This window comes from Paenibacillus sp. OAE614, assembly GCF_040546645.1.
Classification (GTDB): domain Bacteria; phylum Bacillota; class Bacilli; order Paenibacillales; family Paenibacillaceae; genus Paenibacillus_AQ; species Paenibacillus_AQ favisporus.
On record NZ_JBEPOD010000001.1, the window covers coordinates 5,483,354 to 5,509,668 of the forward strand.

Sequence of the window (26,315 nt, forward strand, 5' to 3'; positions counted from 1 at the left end):
TGCTTCCAGCGAAGACATGCTTATCACTTCCATTTATCCAGGATGTATTGACTGGGACTTACCTGCTGCTCATCTCTTCCACTTCCTGCGTGATCTCATCGCCGCCGGTCTTTTTCCAGGTCGATACGAATTGATCAAAAGCTTCAATGCCGGCTTGTCCCATGATGATCTTCAGCATCATTTCCTGCTCCATCTTCTGCAGGTTGGCCCATTTCAGCTTCATGGCTTCCGTCGTGCCGTAGAAACCGGCCGGGATCACCTCGAGGTTCGGATTGTTCGCCTCCCGCTGCCCTTCGACCCGGGACAGATATTCGCCGTACGTATTGGCATCAACCGCGTTCCCCTTCTGCTTGAACTCCTGGTACGCTTCGTAAGATACGACCCGGTCTTCCTGGATTCCGTCGGCGCTGCCTGCTTTGTCAGCCTTCATGATGTCGTCGTAATAACGCTTGAGCACATCGTCATAGTCCACCTGCATCGGGATTTGCGTCGGCTCGTTGTTCCAGCGGCTGTGGTCGGTCAGCCCTTCGCTGGCATGCTCCTTCTTGTACTGAATCGCGTCGTCCGTCAGCGAGTACAGGAAGTCCGTCGTCAGGTTGATCGATTTCATAATCGCCTCCGGATGAGGGTAACCTTTGCGCACGACAACAATGCCTCCGCCGACCGGGTCCTGCCGGATCGTTTTAAATTTGCCGTTCTCATCTACAGGTGCGGATACCGCTACCCATTCGGCCTTCGGATCCTGCTTGATGGAATCCTTATAGTTCGTGTATCCGATCCACCATGGGTTAAAGAGCATGCCGGCCTGGCCGTTGATGACCAGCGCTTCCTTCTCTTCATCCGAGCGGACCGCAAACTGCTTGTCGATCAGCCCTTCCTTGTAATGCTTGGCCAAATCGGCGAGCGCCTCTTTCATTTCAGGCTGCACGGAGCCGTACACGACCTTGCCGTCCTTCTTGATCCACTGACCCGGGAACGCGTTATAGGCCGCAAAAATCGGCGAAAAATTCATCGCATCCTGATTCATCCCGAACCCGATCGTCTTGCCGGTTCCGGAGACGTCCTTCTCCACAAAGATTCTGGCCAGGTTCCACACATCGTCCACCGATTGCGGCAGCTTGCCGCCGACCTTGTCCAGCCAATCCTTACGGATCCACAGCAGCTGATGCTGGTTGCCGATATTCGTCATCGGCAGGCCCATAATTTTGCCGTCCACTTTCACTTGGTCGAGAAGCAGATCCCCGTAAGAAGAGTAAATGTTTTTGACGCCCTCGGAGGCGGTTTTTTCATATACCTCGGTCATATCTTCAATGAGGTCATTGTCCACGAGCTGGTTGAAAATCGTGCGGCTGACCAGCATCACGTCCGGCAGATCGCCGGTCGTCATCGACAGGGACAGCTTCTGGTCCATATCGTCGGTCTCCCAGGCCACCTTGGCCTTTACGTTTACCTTGCTCTCGACATATCGGGTCGCCATGTTGTTCTCAATCGAATCGCCCTTCGGCAGATTGTTCGTATGGCTCGTATTGCGTCCGATGGTAAACTCCACCGGGGATTCGTACTTGCTGTACGGCTCGTAGTCCTTCTCGCTGACAGCCTTGTCCTCCGCCTTACCGCTTCCGCCGCCGCATCCGCTGACGATAAGCGCCGTTATGCACGTGACGGCCAGCAGCGACGATATTTTTCGCTTGTTCATCCCTTTTGAACCCCTCTCTTGTCGATTCCTTGTACAAGTAAAATTGTATGCGGTTGCAAAAAAATCGTATATATCACATTTTTCCGTTCTGTGTCACTTTTTTCATGAATGCCCCGCAAGCGGATTCGACACACAAAAAGAGCGCCCCGAAGGAACGCTCTTTGGCTCTGGCGGCAGCTACCAGACGTTGAGCAATAATAGGAATATCACGGTATATGCCAGTAGGCTGCACGACTGCCGGCTTCACACGGCCTCACCGATTATGGATGCTCAGCCTTGTTGAACGGGATAGTCCACCACCACGACCTGCTCGATCAAGCCATCGAGCCTGCGGACAAATGTCTGATGCGCCGGATGCGGCCCATAGGCCTGCAGCGATTCGCGGTCCTTGAAAGTCACGCGAAGCCCGATGCTGAACCCGTGGATGTTTTCCGTTTCCTCCGTTTCATTGACGCCGGCCGTGAGGTCAACGATGCCGGGAATCTGATCTTTCAGCCCCCGCAGCAGTCTAAGGAGCTCCTGCTCCAGCTCTGGTTCAAGAATGCGGTTAAATTTAAATGAGACCAAATGTTCAAACATATGGTTTCTTCCTCCTCATGCGTTCTTTCCTTCTTTACCTTCTTTCCATACGGAAGCCGGCTCTTCCTTCTGTGCGCTAAAAAACTGGATTGCCTGCCGGCCAATGGCGCTTCGAAGCGGATACACGCCCCATTCGCTACCGCTGATCTACGCCCTCTAAGGACCGGCAGCCGCGCTCTCGATTAGCCCCTTCGGCGCCATGTCCGTTCGGCTCCGCAGGAAACGTCAGGGTGACCGTCGTGCCCACCCCGGGGGCGCTGTCGATGGCTAGGCCGTACGGCGGCCCGTAATACAGCCTCATCCGGTCGTTGACGTTCTTCACGCCGGTTCCCCCGTTCTCTGCCGACAGCAGCTTGGCGGCCTGGACAGGGGTCATACCGACGCCGTTATCCGTTACGCTCAGCGTCAGGATGCCCTCCTGCCGGCGCGACGCAATGACGATCCGCGGAGTTTCCTCAGCCTCCGGATGGGTGAATCCGTGCTTGATTGCGTTCTCCACGATCGGCTGCAGCACGAAGTGAATGATTTTCAAATCCGCCGTATCTTCATCCACTTGAAACTCCACGTCAAAGTCCCCGTCATTCATGACGAGCTGCAGGTCCAGATACGCCCGGATATGCTCGATTTCGTTCGTGACCGTCGCCATATCCCTGCCCCCGTTCAGGGTCGTCCGGTAGAACTTGGCCAGCGTCGATACCATGTACCCGGTTTCCAGGTCACGCTTCTTTTTGGCCCGCCAGTGTATAAAAGACAGCGTGTTGTACAGAAAGTGGGGATTGATCTGATTGATCAATCGCTGGTACTCGCTCTGCTGCCTGGCGATTTCCGCCTGGTACACCTGGTGAATCAGACTGTTGATGCGCCCCAGCATCCTGCCGATACCGTTCGTCAGTTCCCCGAACTCATCCCGGGAAGAGCTCTGGATAACCACGTCCAGGTTGTTCTGCTCCACCTTGTCCACCTTGTTTTTGAGATGAATGATCCGCCTCGTGAAGTTGTTCGACACGATATAGATCAGGAAAAAGGCAACGAGCAGGCTTAATCCAATGACGAGCAGGGTGATTTTGAAAAACGTCAGCGCGTTGACATACGCATTCGCATTGGAGAGGTAATAATGGATCGTCCATCCGTTGCTTTTCAGCGTCCGGTCGAGCCGAGTCGCCCCTTGCGCGGGCGGGTCCGCCTTCTGTTCACGGAAGATCGGCTGGTGCTGCGGACCCTCGATCTGCACGGTAATATGATCCGACAGCTTGTCCATATCCGAGAAAATGCTGTCGTAATTGACCGAGATCACCATGTAATTGCTGTCCTTTAAATTGCTGATCAGCTCCTGCACCAGATAGACATGACTGCCGTCCACCACCCAATGCCTGCCCCGGTACCCGTCGAACCACGGCTTTTGCTTCAAATCGCTGAGCGGCAAAATGTTGTCGCGGATGCCGAGCAGATCCCCGGACGTATAGAACGTAATGCCCTCGATATTGTCGTCCATCGTTTTCGTATTGGAGATGAGCGGGTCCATAATATCCCGGAAATCGAGGAACATCTCGAAATAATTGCCCGCATAGTTCCGGGTAAACAATTTCGAAAAGTCGCGGTTCAGCACGATAAATTCGCTCAGCGTGTTGTAGCGGTTGATTTTATAATCGAGAATGTTCGCCACTTGGTCCAGACTGGCCGCGGCTTCGCTCTTCAGCTCCTTCATTTGGATGCGGTAGGATTGGATAAAAGCGAGCACGCCGAGCAGCAGAATGGGTATCAGCGCAATAAAAAGGTGGGACAGCAGCAGCTTGTTGCGGAACCGGATATCATTGAACCTGCTCTTGATCCAGTGAAGCATGGGCATTCCCGCTCTCTCTATACTGTAATGGGCTCACGCCGTAATTGGTTTTGAACAGCCGGCAAAAATAAGAGGTGTTGTCGATGCCGACAAACGCCGCGATGTCGTTAATTTTCATATTGGAGTTCAGCAGCAGATGGCCTGCCTTGCGGAGGCGGAGGTCGGTCAAATATTTGGAAAAGTTCATCCCGGTTTCTTTCTTGAACAAAATGCTCAAGTATCCCGGGGACAGATACACCTCATTGGCCACCTCCGTCAAAGACAGATCGCGCTGAAAATGATCCTTCACGAACTCCTTCACCTGGCGGATCACCTTCGATTCCTCCGATTCCACCTCCGGCTCGCCGGCATGGGGACGAATATGGGTAATCTCCTCCATCACCTCCAAAAATTCCTCGGTCACAAGCGGCTTGAGCAGATAGTTGACGACGCCCAGCTTGATGGCGGTTTTCGCGTATTCGAATTCGTCGTATCCGCTGCAGATGACGATTTTGAGGTTGTCCTGCGTTTTTTTCGCCAGCCTGCCGAGCTCGAGGCCGCTCATCAGCGGCATTTTGACATCGGTAATCAGAATATCGATCGGGTGGCGGTTCAAAATGGTTTCGGCCGCGCGGCCATTGTCGGCTTCGAGCACGTGGAACGGAAACCGGTATTCCGATATCAAATCCTTGATGCCTTCCCGTTGAACATGCTCATCGTCTACTACAAGAACATTAAACATCGTACGGACTCGTCTCCTTATGAACTAATAATATGCTGGGAAAGGACCTTAGGGGCAAGCGGCTGCTGCGCTTTAACGATGCAAACGATGGAAGTGATTGATATATTAGGTATGTCTGCTTTTATTGCATTATATCATATGAAGTGAAAGTGCTTTCAATAAATTGTTCGCTTGTAGGGTAAGGATGGCCGCCGGTTAGACAAAAAAGAGCGCCGGCTTTATCGCCAGCGCCCGTAACCTGTACATTCGGGAAAGTTTCTCCGAAATGGCTGCAGGTCACTTTTTCGAGAAATATCCTTAAAATATCGCTTTATCGTTTAACGGCTCATCCATTTTCCGTTCGTGAAATCCGGAATCGCCACCGGATGACCGCCGAGCGCAATCGACTCCTCGGACAGAGCCGAGATGCTCATCCAGGCGGCCATATCGTACACATCAAGCGGCGTATCCGTGCCGTTCTTCACGCATTCGATAAATTCGGAGTAGACCAGCCAGTCCATGCCGCCGTGGCCGCCCTTCACGCCCTCGCTGATGAATTTCTTCCAGATCGGATGCTCATACTGCTCACGGAAGGAGTCGGCGTTGCCCCATTGGTTTTTCCAGTCAAAGTGGTGCTCGTCATGCTGTCCGTCGATGTAAATGGAATGGTTCTCCTCCACATACATCCCCTTCGTGCCCCGGACCGTAAACCCTCTGGAGTAGTAGCGGGGCAGCGTCGTGTCGAGCGTAATTGTGATCGTTTCGCCATGGGCGCACTTGATAACGGTGGTGACGATATCGCCCTGCATAAACTCGGTCTGGGCAAGAGCCGAATCGGCGCCTCTCTCCCGGACAACGTATTCATGCATGCCTTTGGCCTTGGAGGACATGGAGACGAGGGATACCATCCGGTTGCCGTGGTTAATGCCCAGGATTTGGGCGATCGGTCCAAGTTCATGCGTCGGGTAGTTTTCACAGTTGCGGTGAATATAGTTGTTCAGGCGGTAATGCCGGTTTTCGATGCCATAGGCAATTTCTTCGCGCAGATCGTGATGGTAGCCGCCGGCGCAGTGAACGATGTCGCCGAATACGCCCTGCTTGACCATGTTCAGCACCATCAGTTCTTCGCGTCCATAGCAGCAGTTTTCCATAATCATGCAGGGTACTCCGGTACGCTCGTACGTCTCCACCAGCTTCCAGCACTCCTGCACCGAATAGGCGCCGCCGACTTCGCTGGCCACGTAGATTCCCGCTTCCATGCATGCCGTAGCAATATGAATATGGTCCGCCCAGGATGCGCCGATGACAACGGCGTCCAGCCCCGGCAGGGCCACAACTTCCTGATATTTGGTCGTTACCAGCGGTCTGGCGGTTCCTGTCTCTTGGACATATCCAGCCGCCTCCTCGCAGCGGTCTTCATACAGGTCGCAAACCGCGACAACCTCGACATCTTCCATATGCAGGATGATTCCTCTCAGCAGCCCCATGCCGCGTGCGCCGAGACCGATCATTCCAACACGCACCTTCTCCTTCACCCTCGATCACTCCTCCAAATATTTGGTTGTTTTGGCTGTGAACAATGCAGTCCATCTTTGGCTGTTTTATGGACTATACAAGCATAGTTCTCTATAAAAAGGGTTATTCCTTCTCCAAATTTTTTGTGTTTTTTGGATAACGAGCATAAGGGAACCGGAAGTCCTGTTCCTCCCCCGGATCCGGCTTGGCCAGCCGCCCCATTAAGTCTAAGAAGACTAAATTGGGCCAAGTCCATAAAAAAAGGTCAAAGCCATCGGTTCGGCTGTGGCCTTGGTCTCACAAGTTCATTCGTGGTTACTTCACTGCTGACGGTTCGGTCTTCTTCAGATAGGCGCGCCAGGTAATGCACCACTGCCGCGGATCGTCCAGGGACGATTCGTCGTTGCGGTGAACCGTGCTGGCATGAGGTGCCGTCCGGACCATCTCGGGATTCGTGTACGCTTCATTTGAAATATGCTCCAGCGCCTGGATGTACTCGTCAAGATCTTCCTTGGAGTACGATTCGGTCGGCTCGAGCGTAAACGGCTGCGGCACGATGTACGGATGATGGGACGTCCAGTAATGCAGGCCGAAGTCGCACATCCGCCGCGTAATATCTTCGGTCGTGACGCCGGTCTCGTCGGTCAGCTGCTTCCAGCTGTAGCGGACCTGCTCCAGGCGTCGGCCCTTGATGTATGGCGCGCTTGCCCCGCGGATTTGCAGAATTTTGTGGTACAGATAGTTATTGTTCAGCACGGCGATCTGCGCGACATCCTTCAGTCCTTCCGCGCCGAGGCTGAGAATCCATGCATAGGCGCGGAGCACCGTCTGGGCGACGCCGTGGAAGCTGCGGACCTTGCCGATGCTGCTGCCGCCCTGCTCCCGCAGGATATAGCTCCCGTCCGCCGCCTGATCCACCAGCGGTCCCGGCAGAAACGGCTTCAGCGCATCCGTCACGCCGAGCGCGCCGGTGGCCGGTCCGCCGCACATATGCGGCGCGGCAAACGTCTTGTGCAGGTTGAAAAAGCACATGTCAAAGCCCGCTTCCTTCGCGCGGGTAATGCCGAGCAGGCCGTTGGCATTAGCCTGATCGTAGTAGCAAACCCCGCCGGCGGCATGCACCACGTCCGTAAACTCGCGGATCCGGTGGTTATAAATGCCGGTGTCTTCCGGGTTCGCCACAACGAAACCAGCGGTCCGTTCAGAGACCGCAGCTTTCAGCTTCTCCAGGTCCGGGAATCCGTCCTCGTCCGGATGAAGGGTGATGATCTTATAGCCTTTGACGGCAGCGGTCGCCGCCTGGGACGGATGGGAGAAGATCGTCGTAATGATCTCGTCGCGCTTCTCCCCCTCCCCGCGCGAGTCATGGTAAGCCCGCACGATGGAAGCCATGGCCAGCAGCGCCTGGGTGCCGCTGCTAGGCTGGAAGCTAAAGGCGTCCATACCGGAAATCTCCCGCATCGCAAGGTCCAGACTGTGGTAGATTTCCAGCATGCCCTGTACCGAGCTCACATCCTGGAGCGGATGGAGCTCGGCCATGCGGGGGCTGCGGATCAGCATTTCGTTGATCCGCGGGATGTATTTCATCGTGCAGGTGCCCTGCCCGATTTCGACGTTCAAATCCGAGCCCAGCGTCTCCTGGGAGAGACGCAGGTAATGGCGAAGCACCTTGGCCTGGCCGATCTCCGGCAGGGCAGGCGCCTGGCTGCGGCGCATGTTCGCCGGAATGGCGTCCTGCACGCCGCCGGCTTCCGCTGCAACGGCCGGTTCGGCCTGCGGCGGGATGACGCCCCGCTCTCCCGCGCGGTGCAGTTCAAAGATGACCGGCTCATCCCATTTGGCTTGGTGGAACTGGCGGACCTTCCGGTCTCTGACAATCCGTTTCATCGCGTCTGCTCCTCTCCTGATGCTCCGGCCGCCGCGGAGCCTGTGCCCACGATGGTGCGGACGGCTCCGGCCAGGCGGTCCAGGTCGGCCTGAGTATGAATTTCCGTGACGCAATACAAGGCGCACTGCCCCCACTCGGGATAGCTCGCCGACAAATCCTTGCCGCCGAAAATCCCTTCGTCAAGCAGCCGGCGGTTGATGTCGGCCACGGTGCGTCCCGAACCGTTGAAATCGACGACGAACTCCTTGAAGAACGGCGTGCCGCCAAAGCGCAGGGATACGCCTGGGATGCCTGACAGCTGGAGGGCTGCATATTTCGCCTTCTGGACGATCGTTTCGCCCACCTCCTGCATGCCGTTTGGTCCCATCAGGGCCAAGTAGACGCCGGCCGTAATGCCCCACAGGGCCGTCTGCGTGCCGACGGATTCTTTGCCCTTCTCCCGCAGCGCAAACGAGGTGCGCTCGTATGCAACGTCGCCGAAGCCGTACTCGCCCTCCACTTCCGTCGGAACGATGCCGAACAGCCGGGACGGGTATTCCATGACGAATTTCTCTTCGTCGCGGGTTGCGATAAATCCGGCCTGTCCCCCGCCGTAGTTCATATGCATGCCGAGCGGCTGCAGGTCTCCGCAGACGATGTCCGCGCCGTAACGGGCCGGCGGCTCCAGCACGCCGAGGGAGATCGGGTCCACGCCGACAATCGACAATGCCTGAGCGGCATGGGCGAGGCGGGATATGTCCGATCCCTGGTCCTCAATGATGCCGAGATACCCGGGATTCTCGAAATAGACGGCGGCGGTGTCCCCGTCCAGCTTGAATCCCAGATCGGCCAGATCCATTTTCCCGGTGGCCGGGTCGATCTCCACCATGCGGATGTCCATGACCGGCGTGCAGTAATTGCGGATGATGGCGACCTTATCCGGATCGACCGAGCGCGGGATCAGGGCGGTGCGTCGCCCGGTGATGCGGCCGGCCATGCGGATCGCGGTGGACGCCGCCTGTGCCCAGTCAAAAGTCGGAACGTTGACGACGTCCATATCCACCAGCTCGGCCAGCAGGCTCTGATACTCAAACAGCGCCTGGAAGCGGCCGTGATCCTCATAAGGCTCGCCGGCATAAGCCGTCACGAATTCGGAGCGCTGGTTAATTTCGTCGCAGACCGCCGGAATAAAATGCTGCCAGCAGCCCGCCCCCAGAAAATTCAGGTAATCCGCGCCGTGCTTGTTCTTGGCGAGTATGCCTTCGATATGCCGGCGCAGCTCATGTTCATTCATGGCCGGCGGAAGGTTCATCTCCCGCTTCAGCTTGAGATGATCGGGAATGGCGTCATGCAGCTGGTCCATGGACGTCAGTCCGATTTCCCGCAGCATCGCGTCCCGAACCTCCGGGACGGTATTCGGTATATAAGGATGGGCATACGTTCTGTGATCTGCCAAAGTTAACGCCTCCGTTCTGTATAGAATGAACTAAACAAATGAATGGGTTGTATAGGGTTCAAAAAAATCGATACTCCTTAAGTTCAGGCGATCCCGCCGCCGTCGACGACGAGCACGCTGCCTGTGACCCAGGCGGACAGGTCGCTCGCGAGAAACAGCACCGCATTCGCGATATCGCGCGGCGTGCCGAGCCTCTCGAGCGGGCGTCCCCCGGCGGAGGCGACGAGGAACGACGCCTCGTCCTGCTGCAGCTGCTTGGCTTCGTCCCGAAGCAGCGGCGTATCCGTATCGCCGGGCGATACGCAGTTAACGCGGATGCCCGCCGGCCCGTGGTCGATCGCCATCGCCCGCGTCAGGTTTACGACGCCAGCCTTGGCGGCGCAGTAGGCAGCAGCGCGGTCCCCACCCTTAAGACCCCAGCCGGAGCCCGTATTGATAATGCTGCCTCCGCCGCACCGCTCCATCACCGGAATGACGTACTTCGAGAGGAGATAGACGCCTTTGAGCGACACGTTGAGTACCAGGTCCCAATCCCGCTCCTCCAGCTCGGTCACGCTTTGGCGGCGGATGACGCCCGCATTGTTGAACAGAATGTGGATGCCTCCCAAATCGGCAGCAATTTCAGCCGCGGTCCGTTCGCAGTCCGCGGCCGAGGTGACGTCGCAGCGGCGGAAGGTGGCCAAGCCTCCTTCGGCCCGGATGCCTGCGGCCGCCGCCTCCCCGGCCGTTTCATTGATATCGATCAGCACGGCGTGAGCGCCGAAGCCCGCCAGAAGCTCGGCGGTGGCCAGGCCGATGCCGGAGGCTCCCCCGGTTACGACCGCCACTTTTCCAGACAAGTTCAAAACGTCCTGTGTATTAAGCATCATCGTTCTCCTCCTTAAGTGGGTATCGTGCGGCCACCCAGGCCATCTGCCGGCTCAGCCGCTCCGGCGCCTGGTCCTCCGCCATATACGGCTGCAGCAGCATCCGGAACCGGAACGGTTCGGGCTTCACCGCGTGCTCCGGCGCCTGCGCCGGACCGCAGCTGTTGCTGCCGAGCCCGTTCTGCCGGTAGTCCAGGTTCAGCGTAATATAGTCGCGCTGCTTGAGCTCTGTCATGTGCTGCGCCTGCTCCAGATCCTGATCCGTGTACCGCCTTGCGCTGAACTCCAGTACGGGCGAGCCCGACGCAAGCAGCCCCAGCCCCGAGCTGTCCGCCATCGAAACCCAGCGCACATCGGTGCGGTTGCCGTTCTCCTGCGGATATACGTACGGTGTAAACAGGCCGACCACCGTGCTCCGGTACACGCCAATGCGGCCGGCTTCCTTGCTGTCCGAGTAGCTCTCCCCGGGACCGCGGCCGTACCAGGCCACCCGTTCACAATCCCCCGGGAGCTGCAGCTGCAGCCCGATCTTCGGCAGCATGGACGGCGGCGTGCCGATCGGCGATCCGGCCACGTCCATGATGATAAGCCCGTCCGCCGTCACCGTGTACGACGTCTCGCAGCGGAAGCCCCAGTCGTATACCGGCGGCGCGATCCGCGAGGACCAGGCCAGCCGGACCGTGTCCGCGCCAAGCCGCTCCCAGCGGAAATCGTCCACCCGCTCGGTCAGCCGGTCCAGGTGCGCCTTCCGCCAGTCCGCCAGCACATACATATCGTTGTCGATCGGCGCGCGCCAGAAGTTCAGCCGCGGTCCGCGCCGGATCAGCTCTTTGCCGTTCATCCGAAGCGAAGTGATGCCGGGTTCAAGGCAGCTCGCTTCCAAGTGGAGCCGGTCGCTTGCCAGAATCAGCGCATGCCCTCGTTCCTGAACGGATAGGTCCCGGCGCAGGCTCGCAGCCTCGGCGGACCCGGCTGCTTGATTGTGCGACGCCTCTTCCGGAGCCACAGCCGGCAGCGCCAGCTGCGCCCAGGCGACTTCATGCCCCTGCTCCGCCCAGCTGCAGTCGGCCGCCAGCGTGAAGCCGACGTTCAGCCACCGCTCCGTCCCGGCTTCCAGACCGCTTTCAGGACGGTCCCACACAAAGGGGAGCGCAAGCTCCGCCGATTCCCCCGGCCCCACGGCCGGAAGGATCAGCACACCGCTGCGCAGGGTGCGGCCATCGGCTGTCACGCTGTAATCCGCCTGAAGATGTTCAAGCGTCATAAAGTCATACTTGTTCGTGATGCGGATGCGGCCTGCTTCCGCCCATTCCACACGAACCGGCTCAATGATTTTTTTATATTCGATCAATCCAGGCGACGGCGTGCGGTCGGGGAAGATCAGGCCGTCGAGACAAAAGTTTCCGTTGTTCGGCACGTCGCCGTAGTCGCCGCCGTAGGCGTAATCGTCACGCCCGTCGGCCGTGCGTCTGCGCAGGCCGTGATCGATCCATTCCCAGACGAAGCCTCCCTGCAGGCGGGGAAACTTCTCGAAGGTATCGAAATACGCCCGCAGCCCGCCGGGTCCGTTGCCCATCGCATGGGCGAACTCACACAGAATATGCGGCTTCGGATGGTCCGTCAGGTTCCCAAAGCCCTCTATCTTCTCGACGGAGGAATACATCGTGCTGACGACGTCACATACTTCCGCCTCCCGGTCTTCTTCGTAATGCACGAGGCGCGTCGGATCGTTCGCCTTGCACCACTCGGACATGGCGCGGAAGTTGCAGCCGAAGCCCGACTCGTTGCCGAGCGACCAGAAGATGACGGAAGGATGGTTGTGGTCGCGCTCCACCATGCGCCGGACGCGGTCGACATAAGCTTCCGTCCAGGCGGGATCGTCGCTCAGGCGCGAAATGTTCCCGAGCGGCTCAAACCCGTGCGTCTCCAGATCCGTCTCCTCCATCACGTACAGCCCGTATTCGTCACAAAGTTCATAGAACCGCGGATCGTTCGGATAATGGGCCGTTCTGACGGCGTTGATATTGTGGCGCTTCATCATCAGGATGTCTTCCCGCATCGTAGACAAAGTCACGGTTCGGCCGGTATCCGGGTGATGGTCGTGCCGGTTGACTCCTTTGAGCAGGATCGCCTTGCCATTTACGAAGAATCTGCCGTCCTTCACTTCCACCTGCCGGAATCCTACCCGCTGCGCGATGATCTCGGTCTGATTCCCGCGCGCGTCCGTTACCATGATCAGTAAATGGTACAGTGCAGGATGTTCTGCGCTCCACAAAGCCGGATGAGCGACGGGCAGGCGGACATCCAAGGTACTGGAGCCGTTTGGCACCGCTTCATTAGCAGAGGCAGCTTCCTGCCCCGCAGGGTCCATCAGCCGCAGCGAGACGCCTCCCTCCGGTTCAACCCCTTCCAGGTCGAGCCGAACGTTCAGCACCCCCTGCTCAAACTTTGCGTCCAGCTCGGTAACCACCCGGTAATCGGCGACGCGGATCGAGGCGGGCTCAGCGATCAGGTAGACGTCCCTGAAGATGCCGCTCAGCCACCACATGTCCTGGTCCTCCAGGTAACTGCCGTCCGACCACTGATATACGCGGACGGCCAGACGGTTGACCCCCGGCTGCAAATAAGGCGTAAGGTCAAACTCCGAAGTCAGCCGGCTTCCCTGGCTGTAGCCGACGAGCAGGCCATTCAGCCACACATGAAAGGCGCTGTCCACGCCGTCGAATTTGACGGTAATCCGTCTTCCCTGCCAATAGGGCGGCAGCTCGAATTCCCGGACGTAGCTGCCCGTTGGATTGTCATTGGGTACCCGGGGCGGATCCACCGGAAACGGGTAGTCCAGGTCCGTATAATGCGGACTGCCGTACCCCTGCAGCTGCCAGTGACCCGGCACCCGAATATCCGCCCAGTCCCAGCCGTTCAGCGCTTCTTCCCGAAAATCGTCCGGCGCCAGCTCCGGCCTGGTTGCATAGTGAAACTTCCAAATGCCGTTCAGCGATTGGAACCAAGGTGAGCTTCCGCGGTCGCCGCTTAAGGCCCCTTCGGCATCCGCATAAGGAATGAAATAGGCTCTGCCTTTCATCCGGTTATTTGCCAGCACGGCAAGATCGTCCCAATCCCGGGGCAGGTTCGTGTTGTGCATGCTTTCCCTTCCTTTCTCTCTCTGGATGCATCTCCTCACTTGAGCAGTAGAGGCGTCAGCCTTTGATGCCCGTGCTCGCTATGCCGCCGACGATATAACGCTGTGCGAAGAAAAAGATGGCAAGCGGCGGAATGGAGATCAGGCAGGTGATCGCCATAATCGACTGCATATCCACGCCGTACATGCCCTTGAACTGCGACAAGCCCAGCGTCAGCGTGTATTTGGTCTGATCGTTCAGAAAAATGAGCGGTCCTAGGTAATCGTTCCAGCAGTTCATCATCTGGAACACCGCCACCAGGATGAGCGACGGCCCCATCAAAGGCACGATCACCCGCATCAGCACGGTAAGCTTGCCGGCCCCATCGATCGTAGCAGCTTCATCTAATTCCCGCGGTAATGTCATGATGAATTGGCGCAGCAAAAAGATAAAGTATGCAGAGCCGAACCAGGACGGAACGATCAGCGGCTTGAGCGTGTTGATCCACCCCAAATAATTGAACTCCATATACTGCGGGATCATCGTCACTTCCCACGGAATCATCATCGTGGCCAGGACGATCAGAAACAGCAGGTTTCGTCCCTTGAATTCGAACCGGGCGAAGCCGTAGGCCACAAGCGTACAGGATACCAGCTGGCCGAGGGTGGATAGCAACGTGACGATCAGCGTGTTTTTCAAAAACAGGTTAAAGGGCTGAATATTCCAGGCATCCGCAAAGTTGCTGAATCGGAAGACGGATGGAATCCATTTGGGAGGAAACAGGTACAGCTCCTGCGGAGACTTGAGCGCTGTCGTAATGGCCCAGAACAATGGCGCGATAAAGAGCAGGGACAAGAGGATCAGCGCAAGATAGCTCAGCGTCTTTTTCATCCTACCCTCCCTCCTTTCGCCGGCTTCGGCTTCTTCTGCGGTCCGCGCTTCATTTCGCCTTCGTAGAACACCCACGCTTCCGAAGACTTGAACACCAGGAACGTCAGCGTCAGCACGATCAGGAACATGAACCAGGCGTTGGCGGCGGAGTAGCCCATTTTGAAATATTTAAATGCGTTCTCATACATGTACATCGCGTAAAAATACGTCGCCTTCATCGGCCCCCCGCCCGTCAGGAGCAGCGCCAGCGTCAGCTGCTGGAACGCCGCGATAATCGACGTGATCAGGTTGAACAGAATCGTCGGGGTGATCATCGGAACCGTGACGCTGACAAACTGCCGAAGCTTGCCTGCGCCGTCGATGGAGGCCGATTCGTAAAGATCCTTCGGGATGCCTTTGAGCCCCGCCAGAAAAATGAGCATCATCGAGCCCTGTCCCCATAAGCTGGCGACGACCATGGCCACCAGCGACCATTTGGTGTCGTTCAGCCAATCCGGCCCCTGAATCCCGAAGATCGACAGGAAGTAGTTCAGGATGCCATAATCGCCGCTGTACACCCAGGACCAGATCATGGCCAGCGCCACACCCGAAATAACGGACGGGAGGTAGAACGCCGTGCGGAAAATCGCGCTGCCCCGAACCTTCTGGTTGAGCAGCAACGCAAGCCCGAGGGCGACAATGATGTTCAGCGGCACGAACAGCACGGCAAATTTCAGCGTCACCATCAGCGATTTCCAGAACAGCGGATCGTCGGTGAACATTTCCACGTAGTTGCCAAGCCCGATAAACGTCACTTTGCCGACGATCGGCCAGTCAAAGAACGAAATGACGAGCGAAAACAGCAGCGGTCCCAGCGTGAAAACCAGAAAGCCGAATATCCACGGAAAAATGAAGAGGTAGGGGGCAGCCCCACCCCGTCTGCGTTTCTTCAAGGCCTTGAGGGCGGCTGACTGTTCCCGTGCCGGGTGGAGGTAGGTTTGAGCCATCTCAAAAACCTTCTTTCTTCAGGTATTATTTCATGTAGCGCTCGCTGTCCTTTACGGCCTGGTTCAGCACATCCTGGGCATTGCTACCGTGCATGACCGATTCCACCGCGGCGGAGAGCTGCCGGTTAACCTCATTCCACTTCGGATTCAGCAGGAACGCCGGGGTGTTGTCCGAACGCTCCAGCATCGTATAGTACGGCTTGTAGAGCGGATCCTGGTCCTTTTTCAGCTCGGTCACGACGCTTTGACGCACCGGAAGGTCGGCAACCCGCATTTTGATTGACGCATCGGATACGTAGAACTTGATGAACTCCCAGGCCAGATCCTTCTGCTTGGAATCCTTCGCGATCGACAGCGCCGATTCAGCCAGTACGCCTTTGACCGGTTTGCCCGGGAAGGCCGGCATTTCAACCGTGCCTACATCGACCCCTGCCTGACGGAACGACTCCAGCGGCCAGATGCCGCTTTCCCACATGCCGATTTTGCCTGCCTTGAAAATGTCGTCGCCGCTCTGCTGCCCCTTTCCGCCGGTCAGCACGGCCGAGCCGTTCTTCACCATGTCGCCGAACATCTGGATCGCCTCTGCAGTTTCCTTGCTGTTCATGTAGCCGTCAATCGTCTTGCCGTCAGGAGAAATGAACGAGCTCCCGTTGCTCCATACGAACCCCTGCAGATCGTAAGTGTCATTCTCCGCGCGGACGCCGAAGCCGTACTGCTTCTTGGATTTATCCGTCAGCTTTCCGGCCATCTCCTGGAATTCGGGCCAGGTCCAGCCGTCCTTCGGATACGGCACGCCCGCCTCATCAAACAGCTTCTTGTTGTAATACACCACCCGCGTCGTAAAGCCCGCCGGAATGCCGTACAGGGTACCGTCGATTTTGCCGTAATTGAAGAGGCCCTTGTAGAAGTCGTCAATATTTAAATCCTTGTCTTTGTCCGCATAGCTGTCCAGCGGCTCCAGCGACTGGTGGTACGTCGGAAAATCCCACATGTACATGACGTCAGGCGGATTGGCGGCGCCGAAGCCCGCCGCGAGCTTCTGATCAAAGCCGTCCGCGTATGCCTCCACCTGCACCTTCGTGCCCGGATGACTCTCTTCGAATTTCTTGGCGATGTCCTGCTCAATTTTGAGCGCATCCCCCGTATCCCAGGTGGCAAAGCGCAGCGTCTTCTCCGATCCGGAGCCGCCGCCCTGGCCGGCCGTTTCGGCCTTGCCCCCGCTGCCGCCGCAGGCCGACAGTGACATCATCAGCGCCGCTGCCAGAACGATAAGTGAAACCTGTTTTTTCATATTGTCAGCTCCTCTCGCGAATGAGGCATCTCATTTTTGAACCGCTTTCATCGTAACGCTTTTGAAAGCGGTTCAAAACGTGCGATCATCGGCAATTTGGCGTCTTTTTGTTTGAACTTTCGGGCGGGGTGTCAAACTGTCCGGTCCGATTCGCCTTTTTGCACGGTCCGGTATTGGCTTGGAGTCTGACCCGTGCAGCGCTTGAACCATTTGCTGAAATACTTGCTGTCGCCAAGCCCCGTCCGCTCGGCGATATCCTGCATCGTCAGGTCCGTATCCCGCAGCAGTCCCTTGGCCAGCCGGAGCTTGCGCTTGTATTGGAACGCGATAAAGCTGTCGCCGACCGTCTTTTTGAACAGGATGGAAAAATGGCTGCGGCTGAGCCCGACCTCTTCCGCCAGCTCGCTCGCCGACCAGTCGGAACCGGGCTGCTCATGAAGCAGGCGTACCGCCTTTTGAATCGGCTCGGGCCAGTCCCCGCCGGATACGCCGTACGCCCGTTCCAGCTCGGCCTCTTTATGCAGGGCGCGGAACGCTTCCGCGATGCCGCTGCTGGTGCCCAAAGGACCCTTGGCGGACCACTTCAGCCGTCCATGGCTGCCCTTGGCTTCGATCAGCAGGCTGTTTGCCGCCTCCTGCAGCCCTTCCGGCACGATCCAATAGCAGGCGTCACCGCCGTAGGGGATGACCGCTTCATTTCCCGTGCTGTGTACGAGCTGCTTCGCTTTCAGCCATTCGGCCCACGGCATGCCGCAGCCCTCCGTCCGGACAAGGTACACATGCACGTCCTGGCCGCCAAAACGCCACGCCTCCGCGCGAAGCCGCTCCAGCTCGGCGGGAAATCTTCCGCTGCTGCCGCTGAGCCAGCCGAACAAGAGCGCCTCCAGCTTCTCCCCGTCCAGCGGTGCCGGGGACGGACGCCGCTGAAGCTCCCTCCGCAGCTTCTCCAGCAGCCCTTCCAGCTCTTCGTCCTCAAACGCGGTCTTCAGAAGGTATCCCGAAGCCCCAAGCTGGATGCCCTGCTGCGCGTATTCAAAATCCCGGTGGCAGCTGAGCAGGATGATCTTCGTCCGTTCCTCGGCCTCCTTGACCCTGCGCAGCAGCTCGATGCCGTCCATCTCCGGCATCACGATATCGGTAATGACGATGTCCGGGCGGTGCTCCTTGAAGGCTTCCCACGCCTTCGCCCCGTTGGGGGCGTCGGCCACGACCTCCATACCGAACCGCTCCCAGGGCACCGTCGATCTCAGGCCTTTGCGAACGATGCTCTCATCATCGGCAATCAGCACTTTCAGGTTGTTTGCGTTCTCCATCCGGATGCTCCTCCTTTTTGGGCCAGCGAATCAGTATCGATGTTCCCTCTCCTTTGATTGAACGTACCGTAAGTCCGTACCGCGGGCCGAAATGCAGCTTGAATTTCTGGTCCGCGTTTCTTACGCCGAGACCGCCGCGGCCGCGGGGCTCGGGATTCGGAGCGAACAGCTGCGCAAGCTTCTCTTCGCTGATGCCGGCCCCGTTGTCTTTTAGTTCCAGCAGCAGCTCCTCCCCCTGCTCCCGGACGCGCAGCTCGATGACCCCGGCCCCGTCGGTAAAACCGTGGAAAAAGATGTTCTCAAACAGCGGCTGCAGCGTCATCCGCGGGATGACAAACCTTTTCAGATCTTCCTCGCAGTCCAGCTCATATTGGAATACGGCTCCATAGCGGATCTCCTGGATTTTCAAAAAATGCCCGATCATCCGCAGCTCCCGCTCCAGCGTGACGAGCTCCTGCGATATATCGAGGTTGCCTTCCAGCACCATCGTCAGGTGATACAGCATTCGGCGGATCTCCTCCGCCCCTTCCAGCCTGGCCTTCCACTGGATCGAGTTCAACGTATTGAAGAGCAGATGCGGATTGATCTGGTAATGAAACGCCTTCAGCTCCGCCTCCTTCTTGAGGCGCTCGCTTCGCTCCACTTCCTGGACGAGCGACTGCACGCCGCTGACCATCCGGTTGAAGCTGATATCCAGGCTCCCGAGCTCGTCCCGTCCTTCGACCGGAACCCGCGTGTCCAGTTTGCCGAAGCTGACCTTCTGCATCGATTCCTTCAGGGAACGGATGCGCCCCGTAAACCGGGACGTAAACAGATAGGCCAGCCCGAAAGCGAGCAGGCAGGACCAAACCGCCACGATGACCGTGTTCGACCGGATGACTCCCGATGACTGGTAAAACGCCTTGGCAGGCAGCCTTGCCTCGATCTTCCAATGATTGACGGACAGCGTCTTGTCCCAGATGATATCGTTATCTCTCGGAGTAAAGGATTCCGTGCTTTCGTAGACGGTCCGGCCGTCCGGCGCTTGGATCGAAAGATGCGCCTTCGTGTCCTCCTCGAACTGACGGAACATGCGCAGCAGCTCCCGTGCGTCCTCCTCAATCAGGATCGTGCTGCCGTCCTGGGCGCCGCCCGGGTTCCGGATCGGCACGGCCAGTCCCAGCACCGCCGGGCCGGCTTGCTCCGAGGCGGATATCGCATGGTTCAGCATGTAGAAGCCCAGCCAGTAAGGGCCGCTATTAGTGTCTGGCATGCTCTTCCAGGCCGGAATGCCGGCGAGCTTGCCGACGTCGAGGTTATTTTCGCCGTAGTAATAACCGGATGGCGTAATAATATAAATCCCGGCCGTCTGGTCGTTAGCCAGCGATCTCAGGACGGATTCGAAGTCGTTCTTCTCCATGATTTCGCCGTAGGTGACCGGCGGATCGCTCCCGAGGTCCGCATGAGCGGGATCCAGCAAATACGAGTAGATCGTCTGGCTCATCTGCTTCATGCGGATGAGCATGGAGTCCGACTGCTGCTGCAGCTGGGCCACCGCGTTCTCGCCGTAACGGCCGAACTGGGAATTGATTGTCTTGGCGGACTGGTAGTAAGAAAGCGCCCCGAGCGAGAGCAGCGGGATCAGCGTCACAATCAGAAAACATACGAGCAGTTTGGTCCGGATGCTGCGGTAAGCTCCTGCCGGAAGCCAGCGCCGCAGCGGTCCGTGCCGGCGGATATTCATGGCGGGTCCCCTCCCTCTTCACGGTAGTCGTCTATCTGCATTCTAGCATGGACGGACAGGGGACGGAGCCCTTTCGCCGCGCAGTTGTTACCGCTTACAAGAAATCCGTGGCCAAGCGCCTTGTTTGCGGAAGCCAGGCACCTTTCGGAAACGCGAAAAGCACCTCCCCGGAGGACTTTTTCAAAAAAGTCCCTTCCGAAGAAGTGCATCATCCCGCTAAAGTTCCCCGTATTCGTGTCCGAGGATCAAAAATACGCTCGACGTCCAGGTAAAAGCACGGTCCCGCAGCCCTTCCCCCGTCAGCGCGTCGAAGTTCTCCGCCATGCCGCTCTTGTTCAGCATGCGGCAGAACCGCTGCGCCACCTCTCTGGCGAGCTCCGTATCCCCTGCCGCGGCGGCGCCTTCCACGAGCAGCATGGTCGACGGCGCCCAGATCGGCCCGCGCCAGTAGCCGTCGGGCTGGTAATACGGGCTGCGGACGCTTTCGGTCGCCCAGCCGTTGCCGGTGAGGAAACGGCCCTCCTCCCGCAGCCCCTGCAGCAGCGCGGTCCGTATCTCTTCCGGCAGCCGGTTACCGAGCAGGATCGGCACGAACAGCAGCAGGCTGTCGCCTTGCGAACGCTCATGCGTCCCTGACCGGCATGCCGTGAAGCGGCCGTCCTTCCAGAAATGGCTTAGCATGGCGTCCAGCGTATCCCCGGCAAGCCGGCGCCACCGCGCCGCTTCCTCCGTCTTCCCCAACAGCCCGGCAATCTCGGCCAGAAGCTCCGCCTGCAAAATCAGAAACGCCGACAGATCCGGGCTTTCCACCGGAATGCCGTTATTGAACGCCGTGCTGTTGTCCCAGCCGGAATCGTTGCCGTGATTGTACTGGGGAATGCCGTCGCCGTCGCCGTCCCGGTACCGGAACCACCAATCCGTCCATTTGGACAGCGGCCCGTATACTTCCCGAAGCTGCGCTTCGCCGATCCAATCGGTCCGGCGCATCATCCAGCCGAGCGTCCAGCCGTGGATCGGCGGCTTGTTGCAGTTCCACAGCTCGTACTTGTCGTTGATAAAATCGGGAAGCAGCCCGCTCTCATCCTGCCGGTCGAAAAAGATCATGAACTGATCCCACGCCAGCTTCGGATCGTGGCGCACCAGCGCCATGGCGTTAAAGCAGTGGTCCCAGCTCCATATATTCGTCATCCAGTTCTTCGACATGTACATCGCTGGGCGCGTCAGGCAGCCTTCGGCCGGAACGAGGCAAGACCACGTAATGTAAGCCGCCAGCTCCCGCCCTTCCTGCCAGCGCGCCGGCACCGTAAGGCTGTGATCCAGCCAGGCCGCAAATTCGGCCTCGGCTTCCTTCACCGCCGCCTCAAAGGGCTCCCAGGCCGGCCGCGGCTTCCACACGGTGCGGAACTCTTCAATAGCGAATTCGGCCGTACCCGCGGCGCCGTCGGGGCTGAACTCAGCCACGATGCGCGAGCTCTTTATCTTGTCCCATATCACTTCCATCTTCATGCAGCCAGCGAGACGGGTCAGCATAAACCGGCATTCGTGCGTAAAGCTGTTCACTTCCCAGCTGCCGGGCACCGCCTCGTAGGCATAATCGTAAGCCGCCGGCTGAAAGGTCAGCCGGATGCCGCAGCCTCTGGTCCGGAAGCGCGCGGTGCAGCTGTCCGATATGCACAGCTCTGCATAAGTGGCGCCATCGAGAGCCGCTAGCTTCACGCTGGCGGGATTGGCTTCGGCCTTGAACGGCAAAAGCTCACCGGCGTCATCCAGCAGCTCGATGCGGAACGCCTCCCCGAACTTGTCGTCCCCGCCCCGGACGGTGCGCAGGTACAGCCCGGCTGGTCTATTTTTACCCTCAGGCAGCTGCGAAACCGCCAGAAACGTCTCTCTGCGGCTGAAGGGTACTACGTTCAGGTCAAAGTTCATGGCTGTTCTCCTTTTATCCAGGAATATAACGCTTTCATTGTAAACTGCGGCGCCTGGAAGGGAAACGGCCAGGTGTTTCCATGTACCTGCACATTTGTTGGGGACGGCTTTATTTTCCGGGCAATCGTGTCCTTTTGTCAGGTGGGAGGGGGTGCGATTGTTAGATTCAGCAATTTGCCTCCCTTATACGCCCCATTCCTTGCGGGCATCGGCGACCGGCTTGGGCGTCGTTTGGCCCCATGCATAATGCCCCTTCGGCTTGCGGCCCACCCATCTCTCATCGACCGGCTCCGATGCGAGCTGATAGCGGGTATCTGAGCTGATCCGGTAGCGGTCCGTCATGTTGTTAAGCGAAGTATGCATCATGTACATGCCGAAAATAATGGCATCGCCCGCTTCGAAAGACGTTGTGGCCCATCGTCCCCCAAACGTATCGACGATCTCCACCGGGTCTTCGGAAAACCAGCCTGTCGCGACATTATCCCGGTCCACATCCATTTCGCCGTACGTTTGCCTAATTTTGCTGAAATGCTGGGAGCCCAGGCACATAGCCAACGTTCCGAGCTCAAGCTGCGTGTCTCCGAAAGGGGTCCACATCGTATATACGTTTTTGGTGCCCCTTCCCATATACACGACGTCGTAGTGGGCGCCGGTATTCCCGCCATGGGCTACGGCCCGCGGCCATTTATAGTCGTATGTCATCGATTTGCCGCCAAGCAGACGGTCAAAAAAATCCAAGACCGAAGGATGGTTCACCACATCCAAAAATCGGGGGAAGTCCGCCTGCAGCTCTTCCGCGCCGCCGCCCCACATCATGCTGCGGTTGTCTTGGGAAATGCGCCCTTCGTCCAGCGGAGCCCCCGGCTCCAATCTGCCCATGGCCTGGAGTTTGCGTAAAAACTCCTCCCTTGCGGACAGCACCCGCTCGCGGTCGTGAAATCCGCGGATCAGCAGGTATCCTTCCTCCGCCAGACGCAATCTCAGCGCTTCCGTTTCCCCCAAAATATCGTTGCTGCTTCTCAGCTCAGTCAAATACCGGCTTCCCATCACAAGCTCCCTCGTTCCGATCATCACGTTCATGCCGCTCTCTCCTTTCAAGGTATCACCGCGTTCCTGCCGGAAGCGGAAGATTCCCCCTCATCATAGCCCCTGCTTCAGGAGAAAGTCGTTAATCGAAACCCGCCACAATTTACGCAAAACCAGACCGGTTGCCTCAATGATGGTCGCGGCGCTGCCTCGTTCTCCATTCTGACGGAGGACAGCCTTCGGTCTTTTTGAACCACAGCGAAAACGAGTGCAGCTGGGCAAAGCCGATCTGCTCGGCTATGGCCTGCATATCCTTGTCCGTCGAGCTGAGCAGCCACTTGGCTTCTTCCAGGCGGCACATCTGCTGGTACTGCTTGGGCGTCATGCCGTAGGCTTTGAAGAACCGTTTGCGAAAGCCTTCCTCTGACAGGCCGGCCATCTCCGCTAGGCTGCCGATGACGATAGGTTCTTGAAGATGCCGGCGAATATAATCGCCTGTATGCGATACCGTGAACGACTGCTGGTCCGGGTGGGAATGCTCGTTTAAAAACAGCAGCAGAATTTCGATCCAGGCCAAATCATTTCGGACTGGCTCTTTCAACGTAGACGAACGGCTCCTCAGCCATTCCCGGAACAGCCGCTCGTAGCGGTCCTGGTCGAGGCGGGATAAGGCAATGAGGCGCGGTTTGCCAAGGACAACCAGCCGCTCGAACAGTTCACGTACATGAATCGGCAGTCCGTCAACGAGCACAACCCCGAACCGGATCGGGGTCATCGCATGGAAAGAATGCGCAGCTAGGGACGGGATCAGCGCGATATGCCCTGCCTCGACCCGCCTTTCTTCCTGTTCATGAACAAAGCGCCCGCTTCCTTCCAACACGACGGTGATTTCCAAATCGGGATGGCTCCACTGCCGCTCGTCCTCCCAGTCCTTGTCGTGGGTTCCGATAAAACCTCTAATTTCAGGCAAAATCGCTTCATCCTCCTTGTCCGCCAGCTTGGGCCAAGCCAAGCGCTTGATGATGTTATGTTCACTATACATCAATCGCGGAGAGGAGCTACAGTCCCAAGCCATATTTGCTTGTCCATACTTTTTCATATCTCAGATTTCAGCCTATGGTATAATCAGGAAAACCTATGTTTTAATGGTATATTGACAATAAGGGAGGAACTGGATTATGGGATGGTCGGAACTGCGGGCGGTGCCCAATGATTACGATGAGGAAATCCATGCGGTCGATACGCAGCTGATTGAGCTGCTCAACCACCGGAAAGCCCTCGCGAAAGGACGCCGGTGTTTTCCGCCTAAGGAAGTGATGAAGGAGTTTGAAGCGAAATTCGGCTTGAAGCCTCCCCATTTGAACTGGCTGTTTCATTCGATTAACGGAGGGTTTCATCGCCCACGCTCCGACGGTCCCGGCGAGCTGCAAGGCATCCTGCAGATTATGAAAACGACCGTGCAGGAAGGATACCAATACAGGATCACTCACGCGATGCAGCATGAGCATGGCAGTATTGTACATATCGAAATCAAACAGCTGGAGGATGTGGATGAATTCACTGATTTCCGCCCTCTTCTTCAGCTCGATGTTACTAGCCAAGATGGAGAATACAGTGTAGGGCGCAGCGGATCCCGCGGTGGTGGTGGAATCAGCTCCATGTCCTTTCTCGTCGAACCGCGCCTGCCGGAGCAGCTGAACGAGATTCACTTTGCGCTGATCCCGTTTGAGGAGCCTATGGATTTTAGCCGCAAGGAGATCTTTCTGGATCAGGAGGTTCGTTTCGAGTAAGCCCCCGTGGATGAGTAACAAAGGAAAGGGTCAGGCTCTAGGAAGAACCGAAACGAAGAAGCAGGCATCTTGCCTGCTTCTTCTTCATGATCTGAACCTATGGCCGGTAGTACGGCGTCTGCCTCCGATGGCCGGTAGTACGGCGTCTGCCTCCGATGGCCGTTCCTACTCCCCGCATTTCACCAGCCTTTTCCGATCCTGATCCCAACGCCACACAGGCTGGTCACCGCTCAAATGAACGCCTCCGTACCAACGGTCAATGCCGCACCGTTCCAGGTAATCCTCACCGCGTAAAACCCGGGTTCCCCATTCCGTGATCTGGACCTTGCTGTCCCGGAAAGACGGAGAAGGTCCCGCATAGCCGGGAAAGGCTTCCGCCCCCTCCAGCGTCAGCAGCGGACTTGGGCCCTGACACAGGCTGCGCAGAACATCCCAGTACTGCAGGTCGCCCATGCCCAACCCGTGCAGCCGGTCGCCGATCTGCCTGAACAGGTCCAGCGGCGAGTGAATCCCTTCGCTTACCTTTTCCAAAGTCATCTGCTCCACGATCCCCAGTCCGTTATAAACGGAAGGATAACGGGACAGGTGCAGCTCAAATGCCTCCCGCACGAATGGAAGCGCCGAGGTGTCCTCCTCCAACAGCTGCTGGAGCTTCATCGGATCAGGCGAGGTGTACGCCTCCCAAACCCTGCTGCCCAGCTTCAGCTCTTCCGCTCCGATATGGTGCCACGTTCCGGACAACGTCTTCAGCTGACTGGCCGTTAACTGACCGAGTCCGCGGAACAGGCCGACTCCGGGATAATCTCCGATACAGAGCAGATTCAGCTTCGTCCCGCCAAGAGACTGCCGTCCAAACCAGTGCAGCAAATAAGACAGCATCGTTTGGTCAAACAGGTCATGCTCGAACCACAGGACGATTTCGTCATACTGCCGGAATCCGGCCAGTTTTTGCTCTTGCTCTTCGCAGTTCCGGTTATACTCATCAACCGGGATGCCCATATCTTTCTCAAGGTATCCCGCGCGGACTGCACGGCTCTCCGGTTCTGCCGGTTCCAGAAACACCGGGCCTTCCGAATATACCTCGCGCCATACGAGGATATCCCCCTGAACGACTCCCTGCTTGAGCGTCTCGGCGACCGTATCGCCGTTAACAATATGCAGCATGCGTTTTCCTCCTTCGTGTAAATGCTTGAATACATGCGCGAAGTCAGCGACCGGCAGCGTGCCCCTCAGCTTGCGGCGTGCATCGAACAGCCGCTTTTTCAGCGTCGTCACCGGCGTTCCCGCATACTCCGAAATTTCCTGCAGACTATAGCCGTGAAAATAAAACAGCTGGACCGCCTCCCGCATGCTGGGCGATAAGGCCTGGACCGAATCGTGAAGCATCCGGTACAGCTCCTGCCGCGCCACGATCTCTCCGATATCTGGCTGGTCGGGTGCAGTCACTCCCCCTTCCTCCAGCGCGGAAGTCTGCGGCTTTCTGCGAATTAAGCGGTAGCACTGGCGATGCACAATCGTGCGCAGCCACCCCGGAAAGGCGTCCGCTTGCTGCAGCCGGCTAAGGTGGACGAATGCTTCCGCAAACGCCTCCTGCACCGCTTCCTCCGCCAAATCGTGATCCTGCAGCTTCCCGTATGCGGCCGTATGCGCCATCGCATAATACTGCCGGAAGAGACGGTTTAGCGCATCCCCGTCCCCCTGCCGGGCTTGTTCAATGATCTGCCGCACACC

19 protein-coding genes are annotated in these 26,315 nt (G+C 57.8%); 1 reads left to right on the forward strand and 18 read right to left on the reverse strand.

The genetic code is table 11. The features are described 5' to 3' along the window. Positions 1 to 58 precede the first annotated feature (58 nt). The 17 genes from ABIE48_RS25335 to ABIE48_RS25415 all read right to left on the reverse strand — a co-directional run bounded on the left by ABIE48_RS25335 (position 59) and on the right by ABIE48_RS25415 (position 23,764). Complete coding sequence (locus ABIE48_RS25335) at positions 59 to 1,696, reverse strand: extracellular solute-binding protein (RefSeq protein ID WP_192716950.1); 1,638 nt, start codon at positions 1,694 to 1,696, stop codon at positions 59 to 61. 270 nt (positions 1,697 to 1,966) lie between these two features. Continuing rightward, positions 1,967 to 2,275, reverse strand: coding sequence for a Dabb family protein (locus tag ABIE48_RS25340; protein ID WP_145028986.1), 309 nt, complete (start codon positions 2,273 to 2,275; stop codon positions 1,967 to 1,969). Between the two features lie 136 nt (positions 2,276 to 2,411). Beyond that, positions 2,412 to 4,115: a sensor histidine kinase gene (locus ABIE48_RS25345; RefSeq protein WP_192716951.1), complete on the reverse strand. Its 1,704-nt coding sequence runs from the start codon at positions 4,113 to 4,115 to the stop codon at positions 2,412 to 2,414. Beyond that, the gene (locus ABIE48_RS25350) at positions 4,084 to 4,836 is read right to left on the reverse strand and encodes a response regulator transcription factor (RefSeq protein ID WP_145028982.1); all 753 of its coding nucleotides are present in this window, start codon (positions 4,834 to 4,836) and stop codon (positions 4,084 to 4,086) included. The genes ABIE48_RS25345 and ABIE48_RS25350 overlap by 32 nt, the downstream gene beginning before the upstream one ends. Positions 4,837 to 5,153: 317 nt before the next feature. Then, complete coding sequence (locus ABIE48_RS25355) at positions 5,154 to 6,350, reverse strand: Gfo/Idh/MocA family protein (protein WP_116233911.1); 1,197 nt, start codon at positions 6,348 to 6,350, stop codon at positions 5,154 to 5,156. 295 nt (positions 6,351 to 6,645) lie between these two features. Continuing rightward, positions 6,646 to 8,217 carry an aminomethyl-transferring glycine dehydrogenase subunit GcvPB gene (gcvPB, locus tag ABIE48_RS25360; RefSeq protein WP_145028981.1) on the reverse strand — a complete coding sequence of 524 codons (1,572 nt, stop codon included), beginning with the start codon at positions 8,215 to 8,217 and terminating at the stop codon, positions 6,646 to 6,648. Beyond that, a complete protein-coding gene (gene gcvPA, locus ABIE48_RS25365) occupies positions 8,214 to 9,653 on the reverse strand; it encodes an aminomethyl-transferring glycine dehydrogenase subunit GcvPA (protein WP_145028979.1) in 1,440 nt (479 codons plus the stop codon). The genes gcvPB and gcvPA overlap by 4 nt, the downstream gene beginning before the upstream one ends. Positions 9,654 to 9,736: 83 nt before the next feature. Next, complete coding sequence (locus tag ABIE48_RS25370; protein WP_192716952.1) at positions 9,737 to 10,519, reverse strand: SDR family NAD(P)-dependent oxidoreductase; 783 nt, start codon at positions 10,517 to 10,519, stop codon at positions 9,737 to 9,739. Beyond that, positions 10,512 to 13,661 (reverse strand): beta-galactosidase, LacZ type, encoded by a 3,150-nt coding sequence (gene lacZ, locus ABIE48_RS25375; RefSeq protein WP_192716953.1) that lies wholly within the window; start codon positions 13,659 to 13,661, stop codon positions 10,512 to 10,514. Before lacZ ends, ABIE48_RS25370 begins: the two co-directional genes overlap by 8 nt. Positions 13,662 to 13,716: 55 nt before the next feature. Further along, positions 13,717 to 14,529 (reverse strand): carbohydrate ABC transporter permease, encoded by an 813-nt coding sequence (locus ABIE48_RS25380; RefSeq protein WP_145028972.1) that lies wholly within the window; start codon positions 14,527 to 14,529, stop codon positions 13,717 to 13,719. Continuing rightward, positions 14,526 to 15,515, reverse strand: coding sequence for a carbohydrate ABC transporter permease (locus ABIE48_RS25385; RefSeq protein WP_192716954.1), 990 nt, complete (start codon positions 15,513 to 15,515; stop codon positions 14,526 to 14,528). Before ABIE48_RS25385 ends, ABIE48_RS25380 begins: the two co-directional genes overlap by 4 nt. A 25-nt stretch (positions 15,516 to 15,540) precedes the next feature. After that, entirely contained in the window at positions 15,541 to 16,806 is a 1,266-nt protein-coding gene (locus ABIE48_RS25390) for an ABC transporter substrate-binding protein (RefSeq protein ID WP_192716955.1), read from the reverse strand. Positions 16,807 to 16,937: 131 nt separating this feature from the next. Continuing rightward, a complete protein-coding gene (locus ABIE48_RS25395) occupies positions 16,938 to 18,119 on the reverse strand; it encodes a response regulator transcription factor (protein ID WP_145028970.1) in 1,182 nt (393 codons plus the stop codon). After that, positions 18,079 to 19,842: a cache domain-containing sensor histidine kinase gene (locus ABIE48_RS25400; protein ID WP_192716956.1), complete on the reverse strand. Its 1,764-nt coding sequence runs from the start codon at positions 19,840 to 19,842 to the stop codon at positions 18,079 to 18,081. Before ABIE48_RS25400 ends, ABIE48_RS25395 begins: the two co-directional genes overlap by 41 nt. A gap of 216 nt (positions 19,843 to 20,058) precedes the next feature. After that, complete coding sequence (locus tag ABIE48_RS25405) at positions 20,059 to 21,768, reverse strand: amylo-alpha-1,6-glucosidase (RefSeq protein WP_192716957.1); 1,710 nt, start codon at positions 21,766 to 21,768, stop codon at positions 20,059 to 20,061. A gap of 183 nt (positions 21,769 to 21,951) precedes the next feature. Then, positions 21,952 to 22,848 (reverse strand): phytanoyl-CoA dioxygenase family protein, encoded by an 897-nt coding sequence (locus ABIE48_RS25410; RefSeq protein WP_192716958.1) that lies wholly within the window; start codon positions 22,846 to 22,848, stop codon positions 21,952 to 21,954. A 133-nt stretch (positions 22,849 to 22,981) separates the two neighbouring features. Beyond that, positions 22,982 to 23,764, reverse strand: coding sequence for an AraC family transcriptional regulator (locus tag ABIE48_RS25415; protein WP_354519876.1), 783 nt, complete (start codon positions 23,762 to 23,764; stop codon positions 22,982 to 22,984). A 208-nt stretch (positions 23,765 to 23,972) separates the two neighbouring features. On the opposite strand from ABIE48_RS25415, the gene ABIE48_RS25420 reads away from it, so the two are divergent. Beyond that, positions 23,973 to 24,584, forward strand: a complete 612-nt coding sequence (locus ABIE48_RS25420) for a hypothetical protein (protein ID WP_192716960.1) — start codon at positions 23,973 to 23,975, stop codon at positions 24,582 to 24,584. A 165-nt stretch (positions 24,585 to 24,749) separates the two neighbouring features. Here the strand turns inward: ABIE48_RS25420 and ABIE48_RS25425 are convergent, their stop codons facing one another. Next, positions 24,750 to 26,312 (reverse strand): sigma-70 family RNA polymerase sigma factor, encoded by a 1,563-nt coding sequence (locus tag ABIE48_RS25425; protein WP_192716961.1) that lies wholly within the window; start codon positions 26,310 to 26,312, stop codon positions 24,750 to 24,752. Between the last annotated feature and the right edge of the window lie 3 nt (positions 26,313 to 26,315).